20 protein-coding genes are annotated in these 22076 nt (G+C 60.7%); all 20 read right to left on the reverse strand.

What is annotated here, in order from left to right; all coding sequences use genetic code 11:
• Positions 1-123: 123 nt before the first annotated feature.
• Positions 124-1665 carry a F0F1 ATP synthase subunit alpha gene (gene atpA / locus SB772_RS05520; protein WP_410832286.1) on the reverse strand — a complete coding sequence of 514 codons (1542 nt, stop codon included), beginning with the start codon at positions 1663-1665 and terminating at the stop codon, positions 124-126.
• A 58-nt stretch (positions 1666-1723) separates the two neighbouring features.
• Complete coding sequence (locus tag SB772_RS05525; protein ID WP_410832287.1) at positions 1724-2263, reverse strand: F0F1 ATP synthase subunit delta; 540 nt, start codon at positions 2261-2263, stop codon at positions 1724-1726.
• A gap of 2 nt (positions 2264-2265) precedes the next feature.
• A complete protein-coding gene (locus SB772_RS05530) occupies positions 2266-2736 on the reverse strand; it encodes a F0F1 ATP synthase subunit B (RefSeq protein ID WP_054038575.1) in 471 nt (156 codons plus the stop codon).
• Between the two features lie 138 nt (positions 2737-2874).
• Positions 2875-3144: a F0F1 ATP synthase subunit C gene (atpE, locus tag SB772_RS05535; protein WP_007180033.1), complete on the reverse strand. Its 270-nt coding sequence runs from the start codon at positions 3142-3144 to the stop codon at positions 2875-2877.
• 93 nt (positions 3145-3237) lie between these two features.
• Positions 3238-4089: a F0F1 ATP synthase subunit A gene (gene atpB, locus SB772_RS05540; protein WP_410832288.1), complete on the reverse strand. Its 852-nt coding sequence runs from the start codon at positions 4087-4089 to the stop codon at positions 3238-3240.
• Positions 4090-4250: 161 nt separating this feature from the next.
• Positions 4251-4796, reverse strand: a complete 546-nt coding sequence (locus SB772_RS05545) for an ATP synthase subunit I (RefSeq protein WP_410832628.1) — start codon at positions 4794-4796, stop codon at positions 4251-4253.
• A 716-nt stretch (positions 4797-5512) separates the two neighbouring features.
• Complete coding sequence (locus tag SB772_RS05550; RefSeq protein ID WP_410832289.1) at positions 5513-6400, reverse strand: ParB/RepB/Spo0J family partition protein; 888 nt, start codon at positions 6398-6400, stop codon at positions 5513-5515.
• 18 nt (positions 6401-6418) lie between these two features.
• A complete protein-coding gene (locus SB772_RS05555; protein WP_410832290.1) occupies positions 6419-7210 on the reverse strand; it encodes a ParA family protein in 792 nt (263 codons plus the stop codon).
• Positions 7211-7297: 87 nt separating this feature from the next.
• Entirely contained in the window at positions 7298-7981 is a 684-nt protein-coding gene (rsmG, locus tag SB772_RS05560; protein ID WP_410832291.1) for a 16S rRNA (guanine(527)-N(7))-methyltransferase RsmG, read from the reverse strand.
• The gene (gene mnmG / locus SB772_RS05565; protein WP_410832292.1) at positions 7978-9939 is read right to left on the reverse strand and encodes a tRNA uridine-5-carboxymethylaminomethyl(34) synthesis enzyme MnmG; all 1962 of its coding nucleotides are present in this window, start codon (positions 9937-9939) and stop codon (positions 7978-7980) included. The genes rsmG and mnmG overlap by 4 nt, the downstream gene beginning before the upstream one ends.
• Positions 9940-10115: 176 nt before the next feature.
• The gene (locus SB772_RS05570) at positions 10116-10868 is read right to left on the reverse strand and encodes an ABC transporter ATP-binding protein (protein WP_410832293.1); all 753 of its coding nucleotides are present in this window, start codon (positions 10866-10868) and stop codon (positions 10116-10118) included.
• Positions 10869-10879: 11 nt separating this feature from the next.
• Positions 10880-12664 (reverse strand): ABC transporter permease subunit, encoded by a 1785-nt coding sequence (locus SB772_RS05575; protein WP_410832294.1) that lies wholly within the window; start codon positions 12662-12664, stop codon positions 10880-10882.
• A 4-nt stretch (positions 12665-12668) separates the two neighbouring features.
• Complete coding sequence (locus SB772_RS05580) at positions 12669-13724, reverse strand: branched-chain amino acid ABC transporter permease (protein ID WP_410832295.1); 1056 nt, start codon at positions 13722-13724, stop codon at positions 12669-12671.
• 205 nt (positions 13725-13929) lie between these two features.
• Positions 13930-15090: an ABC transporter substrate-binding protein gene (locus SB772_RS05585; RefSeq protein ID WP_410832296.1), complete on the reverse strand. Its 1161-nt coding sequence runs from the start codon at positions 15088-15090 to the stop codon at positions 13930-13932.
• A gap of 391 nt (positions 15091-15481) precedes the next feature.
• Positions 15482-16648 carry an ABC transporter substrate-binding protein gene (locus tag SB772_RS05590; RefSeq protein ID WP_410832297.1) on the reverse strand — a complete coding sequence of 389 codons (1167 nt, stop codon included), beginning with the start codon at positions 16646-16648 and terminating at the stop codon, positions 15482-15484.
• A gap of 500 nt (positions 16649-17148) precedes the next feature.
• Positions 17149-18120: a branched-chain amino acid ABC transporter permease gene (locus SB772_RS05595; protein WP_410832629.1), complete on the reverse strand. Its 972-nt coding sequence runs from the start codon at positions 18118-18120 to the stop codon at positions 17149-17151.
• Positions 18120-19004: a branched-chain amino acid ABC transporter permease gene (locus SB772_RS05600; protein WP_410832298.1), complete on the reverse strand. Its 885-nt coding sequence runs from the start codon at positions 19002-19004 to the stop codon at positions 18120-18122. The genes SB772_RS05595 and SB772_RS05600 overlap by 1 nt, the downstream gene beginning before the upstream one ends.
• Positions 19005-19186: 182 nt before the next feature.
• Entirely contained in the window at positions 19187-20401 is a 1215-nt protein-coding gene (locus SB772_RS05605) for an ABC transporter substrate-binding protein (RefSeq protein WP_410832299.1), read from the reverse strand.
• A 54-nt stretch (positions 20402-20455) separates the two neighbouring features.
• Positions 20456-21214, reverse strand: coding sequence for an ABC transporter ATP-binding protein (locus tag SB772_RS05610; RefSeq protein WP_410832300.1), 759 nt, complete (start codon positions 21212-21214; stop codon positions 20456-20458).
• Positions 21211-21990: an ABC transporter ATP-binding protein gene (locus SB772_RS05615; protein WP_410832301.1), complete on the reverse strand. Its 780-nt coding sequence runs from the start codon at positions 21988-21990 to the stop codon at positions 21211-21213. Before SB772_RS05615 ends, SB772_RS05610 begins: the two co-directional genes overlap by 4 nt.
• Positions 21991-22076 lie beyond the last annotated feature (86 nt).

Raw genomic sequence — 22076 nt, forward strand, 5'->3', positions numbered from 1 at the left:
GCCCGAGTTAGCGCTTTAGCGCTTACCCGGGTCCCATGCAAAGCGATCGAAGCAGCGCGGGTTCAGTTGCCTGCGGCCCGCGCCGCTTCAAGGTCCGTTTATGCCTTGCGGATCACTTGCGGATCAATAAGCGCCGGACTTCTTGAAGTCTTTGAGGGCCGTATGCAGCAGGCCTTCGTCGTCCTTCGAGAGTTCCTTGGTATCTTCAATGCGCTTGATCAGGTCAGCCTGCTTCGTCTTCAGGTAGTCGCGCAGGCCCTTTTCGAACGGCAGCACTTGCGAGACTTCCAGGTCGTCGAGGTAGCCGTTGTTCGCGGCAAACAGCGCGATCGCCAGTTCCCACACTTGCAGCGGCTGATACTGCGGCTGCTTCAGCAGTTCCGTCACGCGACGGCCGCGCTCCAGCTGCTTGCGGGTAGCTTCGTCGAGGTCCGAGGCGAACTGCGCGAACGCCGCGAGTTCACGGTACTGCGCGAGGTCGGTACGGATACCGCCCGACAGCTTCTTCACGACCTTGGTTTGAGCCGCACCACCGACCCGCGACACCGACACGCCGGCGTTAATTGCCGGGCGGATACCTGCGTTGAAGAGGTCGGTTTCCAGGAAGATCTGGCCGTCGGTAATCGAGATCACGTTCGTCGGAACGAATGCAGTCACGTCGCCTGCCTGCGTTTCGATGACCGGCAGTGCCGTCAGCGAACCGCTCTTGCCCTTCACTTCACCGTTCGTGAACTTCTCGACGTAGTCTTCCGACACACGAGCGGCACGTTCCAGCAGACGCGAGTGCAGATAGAACACGTCGCCCGGGTATGCTTCGCGGCCCGGCGGGCGGCGCAGCAACAGCGAGATCTGGCGGTATGCCCAAGCTTGCTTGGTCAAATCGTCATAAACGATCAGCGCGTCTTGACCGCGGTCGCGGAAATACTCACCCATCGTGCAGCCGGCGTACGGTGCGAGGTATTGCATCGCAGCCGATTCCGAAGCCGAGGCGGCCACGACGATCGTGTATTCCAGCGCGCCGGTTTCTTCCAGCTTGCGCACCACGTTCATGATCGACGAAGCCTTCTGGCCGATTGCGACGTAGATACAGAAGAGGTTCTTGCCCTTCTGGTTGATGATCGTGTCGACTGCGACTGCGGTCTTGCCGCACTGCCGGTCGCCGATGATCAGTTCACGCTGACCGCGGCCAATCGGCACCATCGCGTCGATCGACTTCAGACCGGTTTGGACCGGTTCCGAAACCGACTTACGCCAGATCACGCCCGGCGCAATCTTTTCGATTGCGTCGGTTTTCTTCGCGTTGATCGGGCCCTTGCCGTCGATCGGGTTGCCGAGTGCGTCGACCACGCGGCCGAGCAGTTCCGGACCCACCGGCACTTCGAGAATGCGGCCCGTCGTCTTGACGATGTCGCCTTCCGAAATGTGTTCGTACTCGCCCAGAATCACGGCGCCAACCGAGTCGCGCTCGAGGTTCAGTGTGAGACCGAAGGTGTTGCCCGGAAATTCGAGCATTTCGCCCTGCATCACTTCCGACAGGCCGTGGATACGCACGATACCGTCGGTCACGGAGATCACAGTACCCTGATTGCGAACGTCTGCGCTCGCTTCAAGGCCCTGGATCCGGCTCTTGATCAGCTCGCTGATCTCAGAGGGATTGAGTTGCATTATTCGCTCCTGATAGTCAATTCTGTTGCGTGCCAGCCGCTGAAGCGCTTCAGGCGCTTCAGGCCGTTAGGGCCGTTTGCATGCTGGCAAGCCGCGCGCGGACCGAGGTATCGAGCACTTCGTCGCCGACCGTCACGCGCACGCCGCCGATCAGCGACGGATCGACTTCGACCGTCGGCTTCAGCTTGCGTTTGAACTTGCGTTCGAGACTTGCGACGAGGTCGTTCAACTGCGCGCCTTCGAGCGGGAATGCGCTAACGATCAGCACATCTGCCGCCCCTTCGCGGGCGTTCTTCAACTCTTCGAACTGCGTGGAGATTTCCGGCAGCAATGGCAGGCGATGGTTATCGACCAGCATTTGCACCAGATTCTTCGCTTGCGCATTGTCCTTGAGCGGCGACTTGACCGCGGCCAGCAGCAGTTCGCTGACCTGGGCGCGGCTCACTTTCGGGCTCGAGGAGATCGACAGCACTTCGGGCAGACGCGCAACCTGTGCCAGCTCCTGCACGAGCGTGGACCAGGCGGCGATGTCACCAGCTTCGGCCACGCCAAACAGCGCTTCTGCGTACGGACGGGCGATGGTTGCAAGTTCGGCCATGATCAGAGCTCGGCTTTCAGTTGATTCAGCAGGTCAGCGTGAGCTGCCTGGTCGACTTCGCGCTTCAGGATCTGTTCAGCGCCCTTCACGGCGAGTGCAGCGACTTCGCCGCGCAGCGTTTCGCGCGCCTTCACCACTTGCTGTTCCGCGTCGGCCTTCGCTTGCGCGATGATACGAGCGGCTTCGGCTTGTGCTTGAGCCTTGATTTCGTCAGCGACTGTCACAGCGCGCTTTTCTGCGTCAGCAATGCGTTGCTGACCGTCGTTGCGTGCCTGAGCGAGTTCCTGGTCGACGCGCTTGTGAGCGGCTTCGAGTTCAGCCTTGCCCTTTTCAGCGGCAGACAAACCGTCGGCAATCTTCTTCGAGCGCTCGTCGAGGGCGTTGATCAACGGCGGCCACACGAACTTCATCGTGAACCACGCGAGGATCAGGAACACGACCATTTGCGCAAACAGGGTTGCGTTGAGATTCACGGTGTTTCCTTAAACGTTGCTAGTTCGGAAAGTGAAACGGCAAGGCGCTCATCGATTCTGGATTCGATCAGCGCCTAAGTGCGCGTTTCGCCCTGCGCTTTTACTAGTTATAGCTCAAGCGCAAACTTCCGAGGAACCTCAGCCTGCCAGCTTCGACAGCAGCGGGTTCGCAAACGCAAACAGCATTGCCACACCAACGCCAATCAGGAATGCCGCATCGATCAGACCAGCCAGCAGGAACATCTTGGTTTGCAGCGGGTTCATCAGTTCCGGCTGACGAGCGCATGCTTCGATGTACTTGCCGCCCATCAGGCCGATACCGATACAGGCGCCGATTGCACCCAGGCCGATGATGATGCCGATACCGATGGCGGTCAGACCCTGGATGTTGGCGATGAAAGCTTGCATGATCACTCCTTTGTGAAAAGTCTTTTAGAACTGGTTGGAACTGGGATTTAATAAAACAAAAACTAAAACAATTCGTCGTTCGACACGCCGTGATTAGTGGCTGTCGTGTGCCTGTCCGATGTACACCAGCGTCAGCATCATGAAAATGAATGCCTGCAGCAGAACGATCAGGATGTGGAAGATCGCCCAAACCGTGCCTGCGATGACGTGGCCGATAAAGCCGAGCACTGACGCGTCCGCGCCGAAACCCCACATGCTGCCGAGCAGAGCAATCAGCAGGAACAACAGCTCGCCCGCGTACATGTTGCCGAACAGCCGCATGCCGAGCGAAACCGTCTTTGCGACGAACTCGATGATGTTCAATGCAAGGTTCGGGATCCACAGCAACGGATGCGCGCCGAACGGAGCCGACAGCAGTTCATGCATGAAGCCGCCTGCGCCCTTGATCTTGAAGTTGTAGTAAATCATCAGCGCGAACACGCCGAGTGCGATGCCGAGCGTACCGTTCAGGTCGGCGGTCGGCACGATGCGGTGATGGGGGATGACTTCCGACAGGCCCAGCCAGCCGATCACGCGGCCCGGCAGGTCGACGGGGATGAAGTCGAGCGAGTTCATCAGGGCAACCCAGACGAACACGGTCAGTGCCAACGGGGCGATGAAAGTACGCGTGCCGTGGATCATCGACTTCGATTGATCCTCGACCATTTCGACCAGCATTTCGATCGCGCACTGGAAACGGCCCGGCACGCCGGACGTCGCCTTACGGGCGGCGAGATGCAGAATGAAGATGGTGGCCAGACCGCAAACGATCGACCAGAAGAGAGTGTCCAGATTCCACACGTGAATGTCGAAAATCGACGTCTGGTGCGCGGTGGAAAGGTTTTGCAAGTGGTGCGCGATGTACTCGGACGGATCCATTGCGCGCGTGCCTTCGCTAGCTGCCATATCGTTAAAGCCACCCAAATTGTCGAAAATCGTCTTAGGCCGTTCCCGCCGCCATGCTGTATTGCGGGAAAACACCGGGTGCGGATCGTGTCATATCCGCACTCCTTACGCCAGCGCTGCGCGCCAGCCTGAATTTTGTGCTGCTACTCTCTGCTACGACCTTAACGCCACGCGAGGGCGATCCAATAAGTCTTAAGCGCGATGAGGTAAGTCACGAGCAGCGGCACCCAGCATACGTCGTGATACCAGAAGGCGACGGCTACAAACATCGCAATCGTTGTCCCCATCTTGAGCGCTTCGCCGATCATCCAGCTCATCGCTGTTTTGGCGCCGCTCAGCGTTCTAAGACGTGCCGCGAACAGCGCGCTCGGCACCCAGCAGATCGCCCCCCCCAGGAACGCGGACAGCGCAGCAGCGCCCGGCGGCTTGTAGAACAGCCACCACACCAGCGTCGCACCCAGGGACAAAACCATTTGCGCCGCCACGACCTTGAAAGGCGTGACACGCGATGGACGACTCACATTCGGGCCAAACAGCTTTTCAGCCTCGACCCGGGTGAGCGGAACGATATTGTTATCTTGCTGCTCGACATCCCACGCATCGTCAGTTGCAACGGGCTGACCGGTGGACGCATCGGAAACGGTGCGTTCTGCGCGGTGTTCGTCGTGCCCATTCTTCGGCGCTTGATTCGACGCTTTGCCCGCCATCGCAGTGTTCCGAAAGTCTTGTTCAGCCCGCGAGCTTACGCTGCGCTTACGGGGTTGCAGTGCAATTAAATCCGGGCGATTGTAAGCGATAGTTGCAGGCAATTCAAGACTTTAGGCCGTCCAATAAACTGCGTGAAACCGGCATTCACCATGCGGCAGCGGCGGGTTCGCGTGGTTATACACGGCAAATGTAAGGCGGTCGGGGGGTGGCTAAACATGCGCGATGAATTGGGCATGCTCGATCTTGTAGATGCGTCGTTTCGACGCTATGGCGTGCGTCTCAAAAATGCAACAGAAGTAAATTCTGGCGTGGCGCGGTGGATTTGTAGGACTGTACCGGCTAGCGGTGAAAGGGGCGTCCGAATGCTGGCGCTTTTGGCAGAGCGCGCATTGTTACTGCGGATACTCTTTCGCCGCAGCGCGATGACTTCGCAGCAGCTACGGGACATTCGGCTGCGTGGCGGTCAGACAAGATGCCACAAGCGCAACAAAGCTTTTACATTAGGAATCCAAAGTATATTCTGCTGATTTAAAACTTAGGAATTCGCCAGATATCAATACGGCTTGCAAACAATCAGGGAGCGCGGTGAACCGCCCAAGCTTGCGATTGCAGCCGCTGCAATAAACCTACCGCTGCCGAACAGCTTGCGAGCGGTATCCATCCGGACAGTCCGCAAGCACGTTCGGCACTCTTCACGTTCAACTCGCCGTCGCGATCAGGCCGTGGCGTTGCCGCGCAACCGGACCAGGATGCCTTCCAGCGCATCGAGGTCGCCGAAATCCACCAGCACCTGGCCGCGGCCGCGCCGGCCGAGCTTGATCTTTACCGTTGCGGCGAGCAAATCGGACAATTCTTCTTCGAGGCGTCGTGTATCACGGCCGCCGTCCTGATTCGCGCGCGCCTTCACTGCCGGCGCCGCCTTGGTGGTGGTGGTCACCAGCTTTTCGGTTTCGCGCACCGACATGCGCTTGTTGACGACCTGGTTGGCCAGCGTGATCTGTGTTGCGGCGTCGACGGCCAACAGCGCGCGCGCGTGCCCCATGTCGAGGTCGCCGGCCAGCAGCATCGTTTGCACGGGCGACGCCAGGTTCAGCAAGCGCAGCAGGTTCGACACTGCGCTGCGCGAACGGCCGACCGATTCAGCCGCCTGCTCATGCGTAAAGTTGAATTCGTCGAGCAAGCGCTGAATGCCCTGCGCCTCTTCAAGCGGGTTCAGGTCTTCGCGCTGAATATTCTCGATCAGCGCCATCGCGGCAGCGGCCTGGTCCGGCACGTCCCTCACCAGTACCGGCACCTCGTCGAGTCCGGCGAGGCGCGCCGCACGGAAACGCCGCTCGCCGGCGATGATCTCGTACCTGTCCGCCGAAACGGGCCGCACGAGGATCGGCTGCATCAACCCCTGCGCGCGGATGCTCGCCGCTAGCTCCTGCAGCGCGCCCTCGTCCATGCGCGTGCGCGGCTGGTACTTACCTGCTTGAAGTTTACTGAGCGGCAGCACATTGGGCGCGCCCTCGATCACTACTGCCTCGGTGATATCCGGGCTGCCGCCGAGCAATGCTTCCAGACCCCGGCCCAGTCCCTTCTTTCTTGCTACTGCATTCATCGTGCTTCCTCGATCCGCTTAGGATGCCTGGGGCGCGTCATTCAGCGCGCGCACCCGCTCAATCATTTCTGCGCCGAACTGCACATATGCTTGCGCACCGCGCGACGCCCGGTCGAACACCACGCCCGGCAAACCGTAGCTCGGCGCTTCGGCAAGACGTACGTTGCGCGGGATCACCACGTCGAACACCTTGTCGCCGAAATGCTCTTTCAGCTGATCGGAGACTTGCTGTTGCAGTGTGATACGCGGATCGAACATCACGCGCAGCAAGCCGATTACCTTCAGATCCCGATTCAGGTTTGCGTGCACCTGCTTGATCGTGTTGACAAGGTCCGACAGACCCTCGAGCGCGAAGTACTCGCACTGCATCGGAATCACCACGCCGTGTGCGGCGCACAAGCCGTTGAGCGTGAGCAACGACAAAGCCGGCGGGCAGTCTATCAGCACGAAATCGTATTCGCCTTCGACAACCGCCAGCGCAACCTTCAATTGGCGCTCGCGGCTCTGCACGCTGACCAGCTCGACCTCGGCGCCAGCCAGCTCACGGTTGGCCGGCAACACGTCGTAATTAACAGCCTCAGGACGCACCCGCGCCTCTGCCACCGACACGCCATCCACAAGCACTTCGTAGACGGTGTTCGCGCAAGCGGCCTTGTCGATACCGCTGCCCATCGTGGCGTTGCCCTGCGGATCCAGGTCGATAAGAAGGACACGCTGCCCCTGCGCTGCCAAGCTAGCGGCCAGATTGACCGTTGTCGTCGTCTTGCCGACGCCGCCCTTCTGGTTCGCAACGCAAAAGATTTTTGCCATCGTTGGTGTGTCCCTTTTGCTGCTTGAGTAAATTGGAAAGCGCTCGTGCTTCTGGTATTCGGTGCGGTGCCGGGCTACCGGCCGTCGTCAACTTTCGGCATCCACCAGCACCTTGATCAAATGCCGCTCGGCGTCGAGTGACGGCACATTCAGGCGAATGATCTGCTCCACGTGGGCGCCCGCAGGCAAGCGCTCGATCTCGCCGTCCGGGCGCACCCCCTTCATCGCCCAGATCGCGCCCCGCTCCGCGACCAGGTGACGGGCCAGTGTAACGAAATCCGCGAGCTCTGCGAATGCGCGCGAGACGATTACGTCGAACTTTGCCGGTACTTCGGCGCCGGGCTGCAATGTTTCGACCCGGCCGGTGACAACCGACAGATTCACAAGACCGAGCTCGGCCTTGGCCTGGGCCTGAAAAGCCGTCTTTTTATGAACGATGTCGTTCACGGTGACAGTCCATTCGGGCATGACGATGGCCAGCACGATTCCCGGCAAGCCGCCACCGGAACCCACGTCGAGCACGGAGGACGGGCCGCGCGTCGCCAGATGCGGCACGATCGACAGTGAATCCAGAATGTGCTGAATCAGCATTTGACGCGGCTCGCGGATCGCCGTCAGGTTGTAGACCGCATTCCACTTTCCCAGCAATGCGACGTAGTCGAGCAGTTGGCCAAGTTGGGCGTCAGTCAAATCGAGGCCAAGTTCGCGAACGCCGTCCGCCAACAACGGCGCCAACGCTTCTCCGCCGCTTCCCTTCTGGCGTACCGTCATTGCGTCACCGGCGTGCCGCTGTCGGTGCCGGGTTCGGCCAGCTTTGTCGAACGACGCCCCAAGCCGCGCTTCAAGTGCACCATCAATAGCGAGATCGCCGCCGGTGTAATGCCCGAGATCCGTGATGCCTGGCCGATTGTTTCCGGGCGGAATTGCGTCAGCTTCTGGCGGGCCTCGAACGACAGCCCTCTTACTTCCGCGTAGTCCAATCCCTCTGGCAGACGGGTACTTTCATGCGCCTCATTTCGCTCGATCTCGTCAGCTTGACGGTCGATATAACCCTGATACTTGATGCCGATCTCGATCTGCTCCTTGATCTGGGCAAGCAGCAATTCGTCCTCGGCCAGCGTTTCGGGCGCGGCGCATCCACCTTCCCGCAAACCGCAGACACCGTCGTAGGTGACGCCCGGACGGCGCAACAGATCGGCGAGGCTGTATTCGTGGTCGATCGGCTTGCCGAGTAATGCAGTCGCTTCTTCGGCCGGTAACGTCTTAGGATTAACCCACGTCGCGCGAAGACGTTCTGTTTCACGTGAAACAACGTCGCGCTTGCGGCTGAACGCATCCCAGCGAACGTCATCGACGACGCCAAGTTCGCGCCCTATTTCAGTCAGACGCATATCCGCATTGTCTTCACGCAAGCTCAGGCGGTACTCGGCGCGGCTCGTGAACATCCGGTACGGCTCCGACACACCGCGCGTCACCAGATCGTCGACCAGAACGCCAAGGTATGCCTGATCGCGACGCGGGCACCAGGCTTCTTTGCCCTGCACGTGCAAGCCGGCATTGATCCCCGCCAGCAGCCCCTGCGCCGCGGCTTCTTCATACCCGGTCGTACCGTTGATCTGACCGGCAAAGAACAACCCGTTGATAACCTTGGTTTCCAGCGATGCCTTCAACCCGCGCGGATCGAAATAATCGTATTCGATCGCATAGCCGGGTCGCAGAATATGGGCGTGCTCCAACCCGCGCATCGAACGCACGAGTTCCAACTGCACATCGAACGGCAGGCTGGTCGAGATACCGTTGGGGTAGAACTCGTTGGTCGTCAGCCCTTCTGGTTCGAGGAAGATCTGGTGCGATTCCTTCGATGCGAAGCGATGGATCTTGTCTTCAATCGACGGACAGTAGCGCGGCCCCACCCCTTCGATCACGCCCGTGTACATCGGCGACCGGTCGAGCCCGCCGCGAATGATGTCGTGCGTGCGCTCATTCGTGTGCGTGACCCAGCACGGCACTTGCCGCGGATGCTGCTCGACGCGCCCGAGAAACGAGAAGACCGGCACCGGATCAAGATCGCCCGGCTGCTCTTCGAGCTTCGAGAAATCAATCGTGCGGCCGTCGATCCGTGGCGGCGTACCGGTCTTGAGACGACCTTGAGGCAGCTTCAACTCCTTTAACCGGGCCGACAGCGAAACTGCGGCCGGGTCACCCGCGCGGCCGCCGGTGTAGTTGTTCAAACCCACGTGAATTTTGCCGTCGAGGAACGTCCCGGCCGTCAGCACGACAGCGCGCGAGCGGAAGCGAATTCCCACCTGCGTGACGGCACCGACGACGCGGTCGCCCTCCACCATCAGATCGTCGACGGCTTGCTGGAACAGCCACAAGTTAGGCTGATTCTCCAGACGATGCCGGATCGCCTGCTTGTACAGCAGACGATCGGCCTGTGCGCGCGTGGCACGGACGGCCGGACCCTTCGACGAATTGAGGATACGGAACTGGATTCCGCCCTCATCCGTCGCAGCGGCCATCGCCCCGCCGAGCGCATCGACCTCTTTCACCAGATGGCCCTTGCCAATACCGCCAATGGACGGGTTGCAGCTCATCTGACCGAGGGTTTCGATGTTATGCGTCAGCAGGAGGGTGGTATTGCCCATACGCGCCGAGGCCAAGGCGGCTTCGGTACCGGCATGACCACCGCCGACGACGATTACGTCAAATTCTGTGGGATAAAGCATTGCGGATCTCACGCCAGATCGTCGCGTGAGCCTTTCAGAGGAAAATGTATGGGCGAATTATAGCGGGTTCGGTTTAGGCCCGAATTTCGGCCGAACGCCTAACCATGAAAAAAAGCGGTGTGTTTCACGTGAAACACACCGCTTTGAACAAACGCGAGCAAACGCAGACTGCGGAATCAAGCCACTTTCTTGGCCAACCCCAGATACGTCTCGATAACCCGCGGATTCTGCGCCAGATCCGCCGCGGGCCCTTCTAGCGCCAGTTCCCCAGTTTCCAGAACATAGCCATAGTCGGAAATTTGCAACGCAGCGCGCGCATTCTGCTCGATCAACAGTGTCGCTACACCTGTTTGCCGCAGCGCACTGATGATGTGAAAAATCTCTTTAACGATCAACGGCGCCAGACCCAGGCTCGGCTCGTCGAGCATCAGCAAATCGGGCTTACCCATCAGCGCGCGCCCAACCGCCAACATCTGCCGCTCGCCACCGGACAACGTCCCCGCCGCCTGCTTGCGGCGCTCCTTCAACCGCGGAAACAACGTAAAAACCGGCTCGATCTGGTCGAGAAAGTTACGCTCCCCTGCCCGCTTGCGCCGATACGCGCCGAGGACGAGATTGTCCTCGACCGTCATCGTTGAAAATAGCTCGCGCTTTTCCGGCACCAGACACATGCCGCGCGCCACCCGTTTTTCAACCGGCACCACGCTGACGTCTTCACCCTGATAACGGATTGTGCCCTGGGCGTGTCCGGTCGACGGCAGTGCGCCCATGATCGCGTTGAGCAGCGTGGACTTACCCGCGCCATTCGGACCGATCACCGAGACGATTTGCCCCGGCTGCACTTTGATCCCCGCGCCATGCAACGCCTCGACCTTGCCATAGCGAACCGACAATCCATCGACGTCGAGAATGGGCGTAGTGTGGCTCATTGTTGTCTCCATCATTCCACCCCGCCCAGATACGCCTCAAGCACGGCCGGATCCTGCTGCACGTCCTGCGGCAAGCCTTCCGCGATCCGGGTGCCGAACTCCATGACCACCAGGCGGTCGGTCAGATTCATCACAAAATCCATATCGTGCTCGACCAGCAGCACACTCATCCCTTCAGCTTTGAGCCGGCGCAACAAGTCGGCAAGCTGCAATTTTTCCTGATAACGCAGACCCGCCGCCGGTTCGTCCAGTAGCAGCAAAGTGGGATCGCAACACAACGCCCGAGCGATTTCGAGAATCCGCTGCTGCCCCAAGGCCAGGCTGCCGGCTTCATCGTACATATGCTGCTCGAGTCCGACACGGCGAATCTGCCGGGCCGCTTCTGCCATCAGGCGTGCTTCTTCCGCACCGTTCAGCCGCGCGACACTGCGCCAGACGCCGGCATGGCCGCGCAGATGTGCGCCGATCGCGACGTTCTCCAGCACCGTCATTGCCGGCAACAGCTTGACGTGCTGGAAGGTCCGGCCGATCCCGCGTTTGACGATTTCACGTGAACTCAGCGCGTCGATCCGCTCGCCGCGAAACGTGATCTCACCGCTGGTCGCTTGCAGCACACCGGTGACCAGATTGAAGGTCGTAGACTTGCCCGCCCCGTTCGGCCCGATCAAACCGATGATCTGCCCTGCGTTCACCTCGAAGCTGACGTCGTTCACCGCCACCAGTCCGCCGAATTGCTTGCGTGCTTTATTGACGATCAACAGGCTTTCGCCGGCCGCAGGCTTGCTGCGTTGCGGCAACGGATCCGCATGATCCGGCAGATGCGCGCGTGGCCCGCGCGGGAAAAACCGCGCGACGAACGGCCACACGCCTTGGCGAGCGTATTGCAGCAACAGCACCATCAAGATGCCGAACACGATCACTTCGAAGTTGCCGTTTTCACCGAGCAGCTTCGGCAGCAGCGTTTGCAGGTAGTCCTGCAACACGGTGAGAATTGCCGCGCCGAGCACCGCGCCCCACACATGCGACACCCCGCCCACCACCGCCATAAACAGAAACTCGATGCCATGGTTCAGACCGAACGGCGTCGGATTCACCGCGCGTTGCAAGTGTGCGTACAGGAAGCCCGAGATCGACGCCAACACCGCTGCGTAGACGAAGATCACCACACGCATCCAGCCTGTATTCACGCCCATCGCTTCGGCCATCATGCCGCCGCCGCGCAATGCGCGAATCGCCCGCCCAGGCCGGCTATTAAGCAGATTTTGAACAGAGATCACCGCGCCCAGCACGGCCAGCCAGATCAGGTAATAGATATGCCGGCCCGACTCCAGATTGATGCCAAAAACATTCAACACCGGAATGCCGTTGATGCCGTCGTACTTGCCGAGCATCTCCATATTGCCGAACAGATAGAACAGCGCGAGTCCCCACGCGATCGTGCCGAGCGGCAGAAAGTGACCGGATAGGCGCATCGTCACGAGCCCCAGCATCAGCGCGATCAACGCCGTCACCACCACACCCGCGATCAGCGCGAGCCACGGCGACATGCCATACCGCGTCGTCAGATACGCGGTCGCATACGCGCCGATACCGACGAACGCCGCCTGCCCGAAGCTCGTCATCCCGCCGATACCGGTAAGCAGCACAAGCCCGATGGCGACAATCGAATACAGGCCGATATAGTTAAGCAGCGTCACCCAGTACTCGGGCACATGGATCGGCTGCGGCAACACTGGCAGTGCGAACAGCACCACGAGGAACAGCCAGAAGAACTTGTTTTGCATGATCCGTTTCATCGTGTCACTCCTCGTCCTCTTCGGCGTGCGGGCTGGCAAGACTTCGCCATAGCAGCACCGGGATGATCAGCGTGAACACGATCACTTCCTTATAAGCGCTCGCCCAGAACGACGAATACGACTCCAGCAGGCCGACCAGAACCGAGCCGGCCGCCGCTAGCGGATAGCTGACCAGGCCGCCGATAATGGCGCCCACGAAGCCCTTCAAACCGATCAGGAAGCCCGAGTCGTAGTAGATGGTGGTCAAGGGTGCAACGAGAATCCCGCACAGCGCACCGAGCCCCGCAGCGAGCGTGAACGCGAGGCGCCCTGCTTGCGTCGTGCCTATGCCCACCAGTCGCGCGCCGAGGCGATTCACCGACGTCGCGCGCAAAGCCTTACCCGAGATCGAGCGGTCGAAATACAGGTACAGCGCGCCGATCAGTACGACTGCCGTGCCGACCACCCACAAGCTCTGCCCGGAGATCGACAGACTGCCGAGATTGAAGGTCGCATCGGAGAATGCGGTGGTACGCGAGCCTTCCGCGCCGAACATCACGAGCCCCAGGCCGACCATCGCGAAGTGCACCGCCACCGCGACGATCAGCAGCAACAGCGTGGTCGCCTCCGCGATCGGCTCATACGCGAGCCGGTACACGAACGGTCCCATCGGAATCACGATCAGCAGCGTCAGCGCGATCTGTGCGAGCATCGGCAGCGGTTGTAGGAAAACACCGCGCGTGAGCGCATACACGGCGATCGGGAACAGCAGATATTTGCTGACCAGCATCACCAGCGTGCGTGCTGCATGCCGGCGCCGTTCGGGATGCCGCACCAGCCCCGCCGTCTCGACGACGAAACAGGCGGCGCCCATCGCCATCAGCAACCAGCACGTCGCCGGAAATTTTTGTGTCTGCAGTGCAGCGAGCGTCAGCGCGCCGTACGAAACAAACTCCCCCTGCGGGATAAAAATCACCCGCGTCACGGAGAACACCAGCACCAGCGCGAGCGCGAGCAGCGCGTAGATCGCGCCGGTGGTGATGCCATCCTGCGCGAGGATCGCCGCAATTGATAGATCCATACTTCCTCGTCCTGAAGCGTCGAAATCGAAACCGGGAAAGCGTCGTGGCGGCAAAACCTGCGGCCGGCCATCGACCTGCAATGCCTGAAAAGGCGACCGCCGCGCCGGAACACGGCGCGGCGGTCGTTGCCATTGTCATCGAACAGAATGGCAATGCGGCGTCAGCAGCCGCACGTTGCGCGAGAGGCGCGTACCGTTTTTGGCTTTAGTCGTTCTGCAGCTTCCACTTGCCGTCGACGATCTGCACGATCACGCGTGCACGCTTGTCGAGGCCGTTGTGGTCGGTCGTGGTGGTGTTCATGATGCCGTGCGCGAGCGGCAGCTCCTTGACGTTCTCGAGCGCCGCGCGCAGTGCGACGCGGAACGCTTCCGTGCCCGGTTGCGCGGTCTTCAGCGCTTCGGGAATCGCCCGTTGCAACAACTGGCCGGCATCCCATGCATGGCCACCGAAGGTCGACACCGAGCCCGCACCGTACGCCTTCTCATAGGCGTTCTTGTACGCTTCCGACGACTTTTTCACGGGATTCGATTCCGGCAACTGATCGGCCACGAGGATCGGGCCGGCCGGCAACAGCTCGCCATCGCAATCCTTGCCGCACACGCGCAGGAAGTCGTTGTTGGCGACGCCGTGAGTCTGGTAGACCTTGCCCTTGTAGCCACGCTCCTTGAGCGTCTTGGCCGGCAGCGCCGCCGGCGTGCCCGAACCGGCGATCAGCACCGCATCCGGATTCGCACCCATCGTCTTCAGTACCTGGCCCGTCACCGACGCATCGGTGCGGTTGTAGCGCTCGCTCGACACGATATTCAGGTGATGCGCGGCGGCCGCCGCGCCGAACACCTTGCTCCAGTTGTCGCCATAGGCATCGGCAAAGCCGATGAGGCCGACCGTCTTGATACCATGCTTTTCCATGTAGTCGGCGATCGCGTCGGCCATCAGATCGTCGTTCTGCGGCGTCTTGAAGGCCCAGCTACGCTTCGCATCCATCGGCGAGATGATCGCCGCGGAGGCCGCCAGCGAGATCATAGGCGTCTTGCCTTCGGAGACAGGATCGAGCATCGCAAGCGAGTTCGGCGTGACCGTCGAACCGATGATCGCGTCGACGTGGTCTTCATCGATCAGCTTGCGCGTGTTCTGCACGGCCTTGCCGGTGTCGGATGCGTCGTCGAGCACGATGTACTGCACGGTCTTGCCGCCGATTTCCTTCGGCAGCAGCGCAATCGTGTTCTTCTCAGGAATCCCGAGCGATGCGGCCGGCCCCGTCGTGGACAACGTGACACCGATTTTCACCTGCGCGAAGGTTGCGCCCGCGCCGCACATCAGTGCCATTGCGACGCCGGTGCGCACCCATTGCTTTGTCTTTTTCATTGCAAGTCTCCAAACGCTTTGAAGCGCGTAGCTGTAATCCGGCTCACGAACCGGGTGTCTGAATCTAGTTATAGGGTTCAGGCATGCCAAGCATGGTTTTCCCTGCTCAGCGCGAATACCCTCTCCCCTGCTGCGTACCGCTACTGCGATTTTGTGCGTGTGTTTGCGCGCATACAAACCACTAACATGTTAGTAGTATTGCGTTCTGCATCATCCACGGTCAATAGACTCTCTCCCGAATGCGGGTTTGTCCTGAAGCTGGCCGCTTCCGCCGCTCATCCAGCGTCGATCCGCGGCGCGCCCCACACCGCAATGGCGCGTGCGGGCAATAAAAAAGACGCGTCAACTGCACGCGTCTTTCGGGTTGGATTCCGTATCGCTTCGCCTTCGCTCAGTCGCCGGACAGCTTCCACTTGCCGCCGACAATCTCCACCATCACGCGCGCCCGCTGGTCGAGGCCAGCGTGATCGTTCGCGCTCATGTTGAAGATGCCGTGCGCAGCGGACATGTCTTTGGTGCTTTCAAGCGCTGCACGCAGCGCTTCGCGGAAGGCTGGCGTACCGGGCTGCCCCTTCTTCAACGCCAACGGAATCGCGCGCTGCAGCAGCAAGCCTGCATCCCATGCGTGACCGCCGAAGGTCGAAACCGAGCCGGCGCCGTACGCGGCTTCGTATGCGTGCTTGTAGGCAAGCGCGGTCTTCTTCACCGGATTCGAATCGGGTAACTGGTCGGCGACCAGCAACGGGCCGGCCGGCAGATAGGTGCCTTCGCAATCCTTGCCGCACACGCGCAGGAAGTCGTTATTGGCGACGCCGTGCGTCTGATAGTACTTGCCCTTGTAGCCACGTTCTTTAAGGGTTTTCTGCGGCAGTGCGGCCGGCGTGCCCGCGCCGGCGATCAGCACCGCATCCGGATTCTGCGACATGATCTTCAGAACCTGGCCGGTCACTGACGCATCGTTGCGCGCGAAACGTTCGTTCGCGACGATTTTGATCCTGGCGAGATCGGCGGCCTTGCCGAATTCCTTGAACCAGCTTTCGCCGTAGGCATCGGCAAACCCAATGAATGCGACTGTCTTCACGCCGTGATTCGCCATGTGCTGCGCGATTGCGGTGGCCATCAGAATGTCGTTTTGCGGCGTCTTGAAGACCCAGGCGCGCTTCGCGTCCATGGGTTCGACGGTGGTTGCGGCCGCAGCCATCGAGATCATCGGCGTGGCGCTTTCCGCGGCGACGTCGATCATCGCAAGCGAGTTCGGCACGATGGTCGAGCCGATCAGCGCATCCACATGATCTTCGCTGGTGAGCTTGCGCGTGTTCTTGACCGCCTGGGTCGAATCGGTGGCATCGTCGAGCACGATGTAGTCGATTTTCTGGCCCGCCACTTCTTTGGGCAACAACGCAATCGTGTTCTTTTCCGGAATGCCGAGCGACGCTGCCGGGCCCGTTGCCGACACGGTGACGCCGATTTTCACGTCCGCGAACGCATGGCTGCTCCATGCTGCGGACACTCCGGTGGCGACCAATGCCGCGCTCATCCAACGCAATGCCGACTTCATCCCGCTCCTCTATTTGCCTCGTTATTCATTTGAATTTAAATCCACGGATTTAAATCCCGACCCAGCGGTCGGTGAATAGCGAGTTTAGCGGACCAGACGCGCGCGCTGCAAGCGTTTTGCACGGGTATCGGCTTGTGATACCAGGAGTCGTTCGGTGAATAAAAAAGGGTCACCGAATTAGCGGAAGAATTGAATAGCGCTTTATGAAAAGCCAAAATAAAAAGCGCTGTCAGATATCAATCCGACAGCGCTTTCGTCTGGGCACTGAGTGCCTCATTGTCTCCTCGTTCTCCACCTGCAAAATTCGTGGTGCATCAGAACTGGATGAAGATTAAACGAGCACCTGGCCCTCTACAACTAGCAATTACCCTAGTGGTGCACTGCGGCACTGAATTGGGGCACGTTTTGCGCCAATCGGTCGCGTCGCTATTCGCCGGCGCCGACCGCAACCTCACCCGATTTATATCGGATCCCGAATCAATTTCGAATGCTGTCCGGTTTCACGCCCGCAATGGCCGCACCCGCGCGACGATCTCGCCGACAATGCCGCGCCGGAACGCCAGCACGCATGCGATGAAAATCACACCGGTCACAATGGTCACCGATTCGCCCAACGACCGGAACCATTCGACGCCCGTGGACGACGCCAGCGCCGCGCCGATATCGCCCAGCCGGTCCTCGAGCGCGACGATCAGCGCCGCGCCGAGCAGCGGCCCGAACAACGTGCCCATGCCGCCGACCAGCGTCATCAGGATCACCAGCCCGGACATCGTCCAGTACGCGTCGCCCAGGGTCTCGAAGCCCTGCACCAGCACCTTGAGCGAGCCTGCCAACCCGGCAATGCCCGCCGACAGAATGAACGCCAGCAGCTTGAAGCGATCCGTATCGTAGCCGAGCGACACAGCCCGCGGCTCGTTTTCCTTGATCGCCACCAGCACCTGACCGAACGGCGAATGCACGATCCGCACGATCAGCAGGAACGCCAGCACCATGACGGCGAGCACGACAAAGTACAGCGTCACGTCGGACGACAGATTCAGCAAGCCGAACAGTTTGCCGCGCGGCACGCCTTGCAGACCGTCCTCGCCGTGCGTGAACGGCGCTTGCAGGAACACGAAGTAGACCATCTGCGCGAGCGCCAGCGTCACCATCGCGAAGTAGATGCCCTGCCGGCGGATCGCGAAGAGCCCGACGATCAATCCAAGCAAGGTCGCGGACGCCGTGCCGGCCAGCACGCCGAGCTCCGGCGAAAAGCCGAGGGTCTGCACCGCATAGCCGGTGATGTAGCCGGCCGAGGCGAGAAACATCGCGTGGCCGAACGACAGCAAACCGGTGTAGCCGATCAACAGATTGAACGCCGCCGCGAACAGCGCGAAGCACATCACCTTCATCACGAACAGCGGATAGATGCCGAGCACGGGCACCGCGAGGAGCACGATCAGCAGCAGACCGTAGAGCGCTTTTCTCTGCATCATTTTTCCTTGCCGAAGAGACCCGCCGGGCGCACCAGCAACACGAGCGCCATGATCACGAAGACGACGGTCGCCGACGCTTCCGGGTAAAACACGCGCGTCAGCCCTTCGATCACGCCGAGCAGCAGACCGGTGAGAATCGAGCCCATGATCGAACCCATTCCGCCGATCACCACCACCGCGAACACGGTGATGATCATCGGCTGGCCCATCAGCGGCGAGACCTGAATCACGGGTGCCGCGAGCACGCCGGCAAACGCTGCAAGCGCGACGCCGAAGCCGTAGGTGAGCGTGATCATCAGCGGCACGTTGATGCCGAACGCCTCGACCAGTTTCGGGTTCTCGGTGCCCGCACGAAGGTAGGCGCCAAGACGCGTCTTCTCGATCACGAACCACGTCGCGAAGCAGACCACCAGCGAGGCCACCACGACCCACGCGCGATAGTTCGGCAGAAACATGAAGCCGAGATTGGTCGCGCCGGAAAGCGCCGACGGCACGTCGTACGGCTGACCGGAAGAACCGTAGACCGAGCGGAACACGCCTTCCACGACGAGCGTGAGTCCGAATGTGAGCAGCAGGCCATACAGATGATCGAGCTTATACAGCCAGCGCAGCATCGAGCGCTCGATCGCCATGCCGAACACGCCGACGATCAGCGGCGCGAGCACCAGCATCGCCCAGTACGGCAGGCCGAAATACGAGAAGCCCATCCACGCGAGCATCGCGCCGAGCATGAACAACGCACCGTGCGCGAAGTTGATCACGTTGAGCAAGCCGAAGATCACCGCAAGGCCGAGACTCAGAATCGCGTAGAACGAGCCATTCACGAGCCCCAGCAGCAGCTGGCTCAGCATCGCCGGTAGCGGAATGCCAAAGATTTCCATTGAAGCCTTAACCCATCGCCAAGGTGAGATCGGTGACGCACGATCCGGGCGGCGCGGGATCGGCGCAATTTCGCCGGTCCCGCGCGGCATGTGAAACGGTTTGCCGCCTGCCCGCCCATGCAACGGCATGCAATGCAACGCATGCGACACGCAGCAGCAGGCAGACAGCCTTCAGTCCGCGCTTACTTCCACAGCGCGCAGCGCGTTTCCGCCTTGGTCGTGAACGCCTGCTCGCCAGGGATCGTCGCGGTGATCTTGTAGTAGTCCCACGGCTCTTTGGATTCGGCCGGCGTCTTCACCTGCATCAGGTACATGTCGTGGATCATGCTGCCGTCCTGACGGATGTAGCCCTTCGCGAAAAAGTCGTCGACCTTGGTCTTCTTCAGTTGCGCCATCACCTTGTCCGAATCGGTCGAGCCGACTGCCTGCACCGCCTTCAGGTAGGTCATGGTCGCCGAGTAGTCGGCGGCCTGCAGGCTCGACGGCATCTTCCTCATCTTGTCGAAGTAGCGCTGCGCCCACTTGCGCGTGTTGGCGTCCTTGTTCCAGTACCAGCTATCCGTCAGCACCAGGCCTTGCGTCGTTTCCAGACCCAGGCTGTGGATATCGTTGATGAACACCAGCAGTGCGGCGAGCTTCATCGTCTTGGTGACGCCGAATTCCTTCGCGGCCTTGATCGAGTTGATCGTGTCGCCGCCGGCGTTGGCAAGGCCCAGAATCTGCGCCTTCGATGCTTGCGCCTGCAACAGGAACGACGAGAAGTCCGACGCCGACAGCGGATGGCGCACCTCGCCCAGCACCTGTCCGCCGCTCGCTTTCACCACGTCGGCGGTATTCTTTTCGAGCGCCTTGCCGAACGCGTAGTCTGCCGTCAGGAAGTACCACGTCTTGCCGCCCTGCTTCGTCACCGCCGAGCCCGTGCCCTTGGCGAGCGCCGTCGTGTCGTACGCGTAGTGGATCGTGTACGGCGTGCATTGCTCGTTGGTCAGCGTGTCGGCGCCCGCGCCGATGCTGACGTAGACCTTCTTCTTTTCAGCGGCAACCGTGTTCATCGACAATCCGGTTGCCGAGTTCGTGCCGCCGATCAGCAAATCGACGCCGTCCCGATCGAACCATTCACGTGCGCGCGACGCCGCGATATCCGCCTTGTTCTGGTGATCGGCATAGACCACGGTAATCGGCTTGCCGTTGACCTTGCCGCCGAAGTCCGCGACCGCCATGCGGATCGCTTCGAGACCGCCCTGCCCGTCGATATCAGCATACAGACCCGACATGTCGGTGATGAAGCCGATCTTTACGGCATCGTCAGCGGCCTGCGCGCTGCCCATCGTCAATGCGGCGCCGGCGGCGACCGCGAAACAACGTGTGGCTAGCCGCGCGAGTGGGTTCTTTTTCATTCCTGTCTCCTGGTTTCCTGGCTTGTGGTTATCAGAGGCAATCGGGCGCTTTTTTTATACGCCCAGTAGATCGTGCAGTACCGGCATCTTGCTTTCGAGTTCACTGGCCTCGAAGTGTTCAACGATGCCGCCGTGCTCCATCACGTAGAAGCGATCGGCGAGCGGCGCGGCAAAGCGGAAATTCTGTTCGACCATCACGACCGTGTAGCCGCGCGCCTTGAGCGTGACGATCATGCGCGCGAGCGCCTGCACGATGACGGGTGCAAGGCCTTCGGATATTTCGTCGAGGAGCAGCAGGCTCGCGCCGGTGCGTAAAATGCGCGCAACCGCCAGCATCTGTTGCTCGCCGCCCGACAGACGCGTGCCCTGGCTCATGCGGCGTTCGTGCAGGTTCGGAAACATCGCATAGATTTCTTCGAGCGACATCATGTGCGCCTTGTCGCCGACGGGCGGCGGCAACAGCAGGTTTTCTTCACACGACAGGCTCGAAAAAATCCCGCGTTCTTCCGGGCAATAGCCGATGCCGCAATGCGCGATGCGGTGCGTGGGCAGGTTGATGGTTTCACGTCCGCCGATGCGGATCGAGCCGGTGCGCCGGCCGGTGAGCCCCATGATCGCGCGCAGCGTCGTGGTGCGGCCCGCACCGTTGCGGCCGAGCAGCGTGACGACTTCGCCACGGTTCACCGTCAGATCGACGCCGTGCAAGATATGGGATTCGCCGTACCACGCCTGCAAACCCGCGATTTCCAACGCGGGGGCACCGCCGGCCGTCCCGCTCACTTCGAGGCTTTCGCGCTCGGCAATCGTATTCATGCGTGGGCTCCGGCGAGCGCCGCGTCGGCGCTGCCCATATAGGCTTGCATCACGAGCGGATTCTTCGATACTTCGGCGTAGCTGCCTTCGGCGAGCACTTCGCCCCGTTGCAGCACGGTGATTGTGTCGGAAATGCCGGCGATCACGTTCATGTTGTGCTCGACCATCAGAATCGTGCGGCCGGTCGATACTTTTTTGATCAGCGCCGTGACGCGATCGACGTCTTCATGGCCCATGCCTTGCGTCGGCTCGTCGAGCAGCATCAATTCCGGTTCCATCGCGAGCGTGGTGGCGATTTCCAGCGCCCGCTTGCGTCCGTAGGACAGTTCTACTGTCAGCACGTCGGCGAAATCGGTCAATCCGACCTGCGTGAGCAAGTCCATGGCGCGGTCGTCGAGTTGGCGCAGCGTGCGTTCGCTCTTCCAGAAATGAAATGCGGTGCCGAGCACGCGCTGCAAACCAATGCGCACGTTCTGCAATGCCGTCAGATGTGGAAATACAGCGGAAATCTGAAACGAGCGGATGATGCCGCGCCGCGCAATCTGCGCCGGTCGTTCGCCGGTGATATCGACACCGTTAAAGACGATCTGACCCGCCGTCGGTTCGAGAAATTTGGTGAGCAGATTGAAGCAGGTGGTCTTGCCTGCCCCATTTGGGCCGATCAGCGCATGGATCGAGCCACGGCGCACGCGCAGGTTCACGCCGTTCACGGCAATGAAGCCTTTGAACTCGCGGGTGAGGCCGCGCGTTTCGAGAATCGTATCGCCGAGAATCATGTTCCCTTCCATACGGAGTAAGGCGAAGCACTACAATCTTCCGCGCGAACCGCCGCGCGACGTTTGATGACGGCGGCAACCCCGTG

Source organism: Paraburkholderia sp. SIMBA_030 (genome assembly GCF_046535245.1).
GTDB lineage: Bacteria > Pseudomonadota > Gammaproteobacteria > Burkholderiales > Burkholderiaceae > Paraburkholderia.

What these genes read in the sequence shown, in the direction of transcription:
- atpA (WP_410832286.1), bottom strand. Translation starts at nt 1,665, where the DNA reads ATGCAACTCAATCCCTCTGAGATCAGCGAGCTGATCAAGAGCCGGATC.
- SB772_RS05525 (WP_410832287.1), bottom strand. Translation starts at nt 2,263, where the DNA reads ATGGCCGAACTTGCAACCATCGCCCGTCCGTACGCAGAAGCGCTGTTT.
- atpE (WP_007180033.1), bottom strand. Translation starts at nt 3,144, where the DNA reads ATGCAAGCTTTCATCGCCAACATCCAGGGTCTGACCGCCATCGGTATC.
- atpB (WP_410832288.1), bottom strand. Translation starts at nt 4,089, where the DNA reads ATGGCAGCTAGCGAAGGCACGCGCGCAATGGATCCGTCCGAGTACATC.
- SB772_RS05545 (WP_410832628.1), bottom strand. Translation starts at nt 4,796, where the DNA reads ATGGCGGGCAAAGCGTCGAATCAAGCGCCGAAGAATGGGCACGACGAA.
- SB772_RS05550 (WP_410832289.1), bottom strand. Translation starts at nt 6,400, where the DNA reads ATGAATGCAGTAGCAAGAAAGAAGGGACTGGGCCGGGGTCTGGAAGCA.
- SB772_RS05555 (WP_410832290.1), bottom strand. Translation starts at nt 7,210, where the DNA reads ATGGCAAAAATCTTTTGCGTTGCGAACCAGAAGGGCGGCGTCGGCAAG.
- rsmG (WP_410832291.1), bottom strand. Translation starts at nt 7,981, where the DNA reads ATGACGGTACGCCAGAAGGGAAGCGGCGGAGAAGCGTTGGCGCCGTTG.
- mnmG (WP_410832292.1), bottom strand. Translation starts at nt 9,939, where the DNA reads ATGCTTTATCCCACAGAATTTGACGTAATCGTCGTCGGCGGTGGTCAT.
- SB772_RS05570 (WP_410832293.1), bottom strand. Translation starts at nt 10,868, where the DNA reads ATGAGCCACACTACGCCCATTCTCGACGTCGATGGATTGTCGGTTCGC.
- SB772_RS05575 (WP_410832294.1), bottom strand. Translation starts at nt 12,664, where the DNA reads ATGAAACGGATCATGCAAAACAAGTTCTTCTGGCTGTTCCTCGTGGTG.
- SB772_RS05580 (WP_410832295.1), bottom strand. Translation starts at nt 13,724, where the DNA reads ATGGATCTATCAATTGCGGCGATCCTCGCGCAGGATGGCATCACCACC.
- SB772_RS05585 (WP_410832296.1), bottom strand. Translation starts at nt 15,090, where the DNA reads ATGAAAAAGACAAAGCAATGGGTGCGCACCGGCGTCGCAATGGCACTG.
- SB772_RS05590 (WP_410832297.1), bottom strand. Translation starts at nt 16,648, where the DNA reads ATGAAGTCGGCATTGCGTTGGATGAGCGCGGCATTGGTCGCCACCGGA.
- SB772_RS05595 (WP_410832629.1), bottom strand. Translation starts at nt 18,120, where the DNA reads ATGCAGAGAAAAGCGCTCTACGGTCTGCTGCTGATCGTGCTCCTCGCG.
- SB772_RS05600 (WP_410832298.1), bottom strand. Translation starts at nt 19,004, where the DNA reads ATGGAAATCTTTGGCATTCCGCTACCGGCGATGCTGAGCCAGCTGCTG.
- SB772_RS05605 (WP_410832299.1), bottom strand. Translation starts at nt 20,401, where the DNA reads ATGAAAAAGAACCCACTCGCGCGGCTAGCCACACGTTGTTTCGCGGTC.
- SB772_RS05610 (WP_410832300.1), bottom strand. Translation starts at nt 21,214, where the DNA reads ATGAATACGATTGCCGAGCGCGAAAGCCTCGAAGTGAGCGGGACGGCC.
- SB772_RS05615 (WP_410832301.1), bottom strand. Translation starts at nt 21,990, where the DNA reads ATGATTCTCGGCGATACGATTCTCGAAACGCGCGGCCTCACCCGCGAG.